The organism is Pseudomonadota bacterium (assembly GCA_010028905.1).
GTDB lineage: Bacteria > Vulcanimicrobiota > Xenobia > RGZZ01 > RGZZ01 > RGZZ01.
In genome coordinates this window covers 1-5288 of sequence record RGZZ01000356.1, presented here as the reverse complement: position 1 = coordinate 5288, position 5288 = coordinate 1, and the positions used below count along the sequence as shown (strand labels likewise).

Annotated in this window: 4 protein-coding genes; 1 reads left to right on the top strand and 3 read right to left on the bottom strand. The window is 68.2% G+C overall.

Features of this window, described 5'->3' with window-relative positions; all coding sequences use genetic code 11:
• Nucleotides 1-61: 61 nt before the first annotated feature.
• The gene (locus tag EB084_18935) at nucleotides 62-508 is read right to left on the bottom strand and encodes a nucleoside-diphosphate kinase (GenBank protein NDD30339.1); all 447 of its coding nucleotides are present in this window, start codon (nucleotides 506-508) and stop codon (nucleotides 62-64) included.
• A 35-nt stretch (nucleotides 509-543) separates the two neighbouring features.
• Nucleotides 544-2049: a glycosyltransferase gene (locus EB084_18930; GenBank protein NDD30338.1), complete on the bottom strand. Its 1506-nt coding sequence runs from the start codon at nucleotides 2047-2049 to the stop codon at nucleotides 544-546.
• On the opposite strand from EB084_18930, the gene EB084_18925 reads away from it, so the two are divergent.
• Nucleotides 2044-3474: an alkaline phosphatase gene (locus tag EB084_18925; protein ID NDD30337.1), complete on the top strand. Its 1431-nt coding sequence runs from the start codon at nucleotides 2044-2046 to the stop codon at nucleotides 3472-3474. The two genes, EB084_18930 and EB084_18925, sit on opposite strands and share 6 nt — an antisense overlap.
• Nucleotides 3475-3486: 12 nt before the next feature.
• Here EB084_18925 and EB084_18920 read toward each other — a convergent pair whose 3' ends face one another.
• The gene (locus EB084_18920; protein NDD30336.1) at nucleotides 3487-4710 is read right to left on the bottom strand and encodes a GAF domain-containing protein; all 1224 of its coding nucleotides are present in this window, start codon (nucleotides 4708-4710) and stop codon (nucleotides 3487-3489) included.
• Nucleotides 4711-5288 lie beyond the last annotated feature (578 nt).

Here is a 5288-nt window from a genome sequence, read left to right as displayed (position 1 = left end):
ATGTCACCGAGGTTTCCAATGGGCGTCGCGACGACCCACAGGGTGGGGGTCGCAGCGTCGCTTAGAGCCACTTGGTGAAGTTGGCCTCGTAGCTCACCAGCTCACCCTCTTCGAAGAAGATGGGCAGCTCGCGCGCGGCGCTCTCGGGCGAGTCGGAGCCGTGCACGCAGTTGTTGTCGACGCGCTGGCCGAAGTCGCCGCGGATGGTGCCAGGCGCGGCCTGCGACGGGTTGGTGGCGCCCATGATGGTGCGCATCTGGTCGATGGCGTTGTAGCCCTCGACGCACAGCGCCACGATGGGGCCGGAGGTCATGTACTTCACCAGGCCGTCGTAGAACGGCTTGCCCACGTGCTCGTACAGGCGCGAGGCGCGGGCCTCGTTCATGTGGAGCAGCTTGAGGCCGGCGAGCTGCATGCCCTTGGCCTCGATGCGGCCGATGATCTGGCCCGCGAGTCCGCGCTGGACGCTGTCGGGCTTGACGAGAATGAGGGTTCGCTGCTTGGACATCGAATTCACCTTTTCAGAGAGATTGAGCCAGCCACTCAGATGGCCAGCTGCCTGGGCTTCCGGGCGTTGTCGCGGAAGACAACGCCCCCTACCTGCGCCGAGAACTCGAGCTTTCGGTACAGCTCCTTGAGCACGTCGTCCCAGGTGAAGTGTCTTGCGGTATCGTGCGCGTTTCGTCGGATGCGCTTCTTCTCTTCCGGATGGCTGGCCAGGTCGATGACGTACACGGCCATCTCGCGCGCGTCTTCAGAGTCGACCACCACCGCGTTGCGAAACGACTGGGCGTAGTCTTCGCCCGTGCAACCGGTGAAGGCGATGCCGCCGCTGGCCATGACCTCGAGCCCGACGAGTCCGAACGGCTCGTGGCCGGAGTTGGCGAACACCGCGTCGGCTGCCGCGTAGATGACGCGCAGCACGTCTTCAGGCACGAAGAAGCGCAGCTCGATGATGTCGGCGAAGGCGCAGTCGGCAATGGCGCTCACGATGCGCTCGAAGGTCGGTTCGGCCAGCGTGATCTCGGCCCAGGTGAGGCCGTGCATGGCGGCGCGGTTCATCACGTCGACCCGGTGCGCCTCGACCCCGCCGCGCACCAGCATGCGCACCCGGCGCTGGGCGCCGAACGGCGATGATTTGAGCACGTGCAGCGCGTCGACGGCCATGATCCAGCGCTTGTCCGGGTCGTAGCGCCCGACCTTGACCAGCAGGGGGCCTTCGCCGCAGGCCGATCGCAGCGTCGATACGCGGGTGGGGGAGGGAGGATGGAGCAGCCGCGCGGGGATGCCGTTGGGGATCACCAGCGGGTTCAGTCCCAGTGACCACATCTTGTGCTTCATGTAGCGGCTCACCGTGGTGAGGGTGCACGCGCTGCGCAGCGCCTCCCACTCGATGTGCCAGAAGCCGAAGGTGTTGTTCGCGTTCCAGTACATGATGCAGCGCTCGCGCAGGCCGGACCAGCGCAGCAGGTGATGCAGGTTGATGACGCTCGAGGCGGTGTGCCACTCTTCGGCCAGGATGACGCAGCACTTGCCCGCTTGCGCAGCTGGCCGGATGATGGTGTCGATGAGATGGCTGGGGAGGCTGCGCGACCAGTCGTCGATCTTCTCGGACTCGCCGTCGTAGACGCCGGCCGTGTGCTGGGCGCTCAGCCACTGGCACCAGCGATGGAGGTGCCAGCGCTCGTTCTCGGCCACCTCGTGTCCGGCGCGGGTCGGGTCGCCGATGAAGAACAGGTGGGTCTCGAAGCCATCGTTGGCGAGGGCGCGTGAGAGCTCGGTGACGCGCACGCCGAGCCCACCGGCCATCGAGTAGATGTCCGGGCCTTCGAACGACAGCACGATGACGACGGTGTTGTCCGGACGGATGCCTGCGCTCAACTCACGCCCACGCTCGCTGGAGAGAGGTCTGCGCGCGGAACGGCGAGGGCCCTTCCAGCGCGGTCTCCCGTGATACGCAGCCCCCCCGTGGCATTCCTTCCTGCGGCAGGTGCCATTCTGGTCCGGCGAGGACTGCGCTCGCGCGTGGGGAACTCCTGGCGCATGCATCGACTTCGCATCTCAGCTCTCCTCATCACTCTCTTCGTTCTTCAAAGCCTCCCCGCAACGCGCGCGGACGCTGCTCCCGCGACGCCGGGCCGCCCGTCGGCCACGGCAAGAGCGCGCGCCTTCGCGTCTCCCGCAGCCCCCGCGGGCCCCGCCGCACGATCGATCATATTGCTGATCGGCGACGGCATGGGGGCGCCCCAGGTCTACGGCGCGCGGGCATTCAAGGGGCTCGAAGGCAGCGGTCCTGTCGGGCGCCTGCACATCGATGACATGCCCGTGATGGGGTCTTTTGACAACCACAGCGCCGATGCGCTTGTCACCGACTCGGCGGCGGCCGCCACCGCCTTTGCGACCGGGGTTCGCGTGAAGAACCGCACCCTCTCTCTCGGGGAAGGCGGCGCCCCGCTGCCCACCATCCTCGAGCAGGCTCACGCCCAGGGGCGCTCCACGGGGCTGGTCACCACGGTAAGCGTCTCGAACGCCACCCCCGCCGCCTTTGGCGCGCACACGCGCGAGCGCAGCGAGGAGTTCGACGTGGCCGCCCAGCTGGCCGACCATCAGGCCGTCGATGTGCTCATGGGAGCCGGCCGCGCCTTCTTCCTGCCCACCGGAACCGACGACGGCCGTCGCACCGACGGCCGCAATCTGCGTGAGGAGATGCGCACGCGCGGCTGGGCGGCCGTCTCCACCCGCGACGCGCTGCGGGCGCTGCCGGCATCGACGCGGCGCCTGCTTGGACTCTTCGCTCCAGTTGACATGGCCTTCGACATCGACCGCACCGATCGGGAGCCGTCTCTCGCGGAGATGACGGAGGCCGCCCTGGGCTGCCTCTCGCAGAACGCCAAAGGGTTCTTCCTCATGGTGGAGGGGGGGAAGATCGACCGGGCTTGTCACGCCAACGACCTGGGCACCGCCGTGCGCGAGGTGCTGGCGTTCGACCAGGCTGTGGCCGTGGCCCTGGCCTACCAGGCGCGGCACCCCGACACCCTGGTGCTGGTGACCGCCGATCACGAGACGGGCGGGCTGACCTTTCCCACCCACTTCGAGCCGCGCAAGCTGCTGCTGCAGCGGGCCTCGGTCGAGGCGACGCTCACCGCCCTCCCTCCAGCGGCGCTGGACCCGACAAGCGAGCCCTTTGCAAAGGCGGTGCGCGAGCGACTGGGGCTCGATCTCGACGCCGCGCTGGCTGCTCGGCTGGCGGCCGCGAAGCCCACGCCCATCGGCATTGCCTTCGCGCTCACCGCGGCGCTCACCGAGCGCGTGCAGGCCGCGTTCTCGACCCACGAGCACAGCGCCCTCCCCCCGCTCATCTGGGCGAAGGGGCCGGGTCAGGCCCTCTTTCAGGGGGTGTACGACATTACGGGCGTGTACGCGCGAATGGCTGCGCTGCTTCATGTGAATGCGGCGGTCGGCGCACCCCGCTGACCGGACGCGCGTTCAATCGGTGGAAGGCAGGCTGAACCAGAAGGTGGTGCCTCGCTCTGGGTCGCTGTCGGCGCCGAGCTGACCGTTCATCCTCAGGGTCAGGGCGCGGATGAGGCTGAGCCCGAGCCCGCTGCCAGGAAGCCCGTCTCGCTTCGGATGGGGAAGGCGATGGAACGGGTGGAAGAGGCGAGCCGTCTCGCCAGGAGGGAACCCCAGCCCCCGATCGGTCACCGATACGCGCCATGAGGCGCTCTGGCGGGCGGCGCGCAGTGTGATCGGCCCGCCATCGGGCGACCACTCCACCGCATTAGCGAGCAGGAGATCGAGCATCTGCGAGATGCGCTCGGCATCGCCGAGCACGCTTGGGGCGTCGCCCTCGTTGATGATGAGGCGAAGCGCGTGATGAGAAGCCCGCTCTGACCATCGCGCCTGTGCTGCTTCGAGCAGGGGAGCGATTGGCACCGCGTCTTCCCGCACGATGGTGTGGCCCGCCTCGATGCGCGCCAGCTCGAGCACCCCGTCGACCATCGACTCGATGCGCTTCACCTCGCCACCGATGCGTCCGGCGAAGTCGCGGAGGGTCGCCACGTCGGCGTCGTCGCGGGCGATCACGTCAGAGAAGCCGCGCACCGACGTAAGGGGGTTGCGTATCTCCTCGGCCACGCGGGTCACCAGGTCGTTCTTGAAGCGGGAGATCTCCCGCACGTTTCCCACCTCCTCAGCCACGCGGATGAGGTGGTGGTTCTGGAGCGCTGTCGCCGCGAGGCTCGCGAATGCCTGGGCGCGGTGCAGATCGTCGTCGTCGTAGCGGTGGTCTGCGGGGTCGTTGAGGAGCTCGAGCACGCCGAGAACCCGCCCCTGGGCAATCAAGGGTACGCAGAGCAGCGAGCGGGTGCTGAAGCCGCTGAGTGCGTCGATGCGGCTGCAGAACCGAGGGTCTGACTGTGCGTCGTGGAGCAGCACGCTCTCCCCCGCGCGGGCCACCCAGCCGGCCACCCCCTCGTCGAGGCTCAGGTCGTGGTTGGCCAGCATCTCGCCCGCTTCGCCCAGGGCCGAGAACCACTTCAGCACGCCGTTCGCTTCGTCGACCAGCATCAGGGAGGCGGCTTCCGAGCGCAGAACCTGCTGCGCGCCCTCGAGGATGTGACGGCACATCGACTCGAGGTCCTCGGTCGAGCTGATGCGCAGGGCAGCCTGGACGAGGCGGTCTAGCTCTTCGGTGTGACGCTGCGTCATGTGGGCTCCTCTCTGAGACGAAAGATGACGGGGGGCAGAAGAGGTTCCGAGGGCGGCGATGCGGCGCACCAGCGGCGATGCTGCGCTCGGGTGGCTACGTGGCGCTCCAGCGGCGATGCTGCGCTCGGGTGGCCACGCGGCGCTCCAGCGGCGATACTGCGCTCGGGCGGCCACGCGGCGCTCCAGCGGCGATACTGCGCTCGGGCGACCACGCGGCTGTTTTTGTCGGGCCCAGTCCTTTCCCTGCCTGTGCTCCTGCGGCTTGATTTGTTTGTCTTGCTCGTGGGGATGGCGGGTCACATGAGAACGACCCGGCGTGCAGCACGTAGCGTTGACGAAAGCGCTCGCTTTGGGATGCGGAGCTACGACGGCAGCTACCTGAGGGCGCGGTGTCCCCCACGGTGTCGTGGTGGACACGGGTTTGTCCCCCACGGTGTCGTGGTGGACACGGGTTTGTCCCCCACGGTGTCGTGGTGGACACGGCGCTGCGCTCGCCCGTGGCGCTCGCCAGGTGGGCTGTCCCCCACGGTGTCGTGGTGGACACGGGTTTGTCCCCCACGGTGTCGTGGTGGACACGG

Coding starts and splice junctions, on each gene's coding strand:
- EB084_18935 (NDD30339.1), bottom strand. CDS start 508: ATGTCCAAGCAGCGAACCCTCATTCTCGTCAAGCCCGACAGCGTCCAG.
- EB084_18930 (NDD30338.1), bottom strand. CDS start 2,049: ATGCATGCGCCAGGAGTTCCCCACGCGCGAGCGCAGTCCTCGCCGGAC.
- EB084_18920 (NDD30336.1), bottom strand. CDS start 4,710: ATGACGCAGCGTCACACCGAAGAGCTAGACCGCCTCGTCCAGGCTGCC.
- EB084_18925 (NDD30337.1), top strand. CDS start 2,044: ATGCATCGACTTCGCATCTCAGCTCTCCTCATCACTCTCTTCGTTCTT.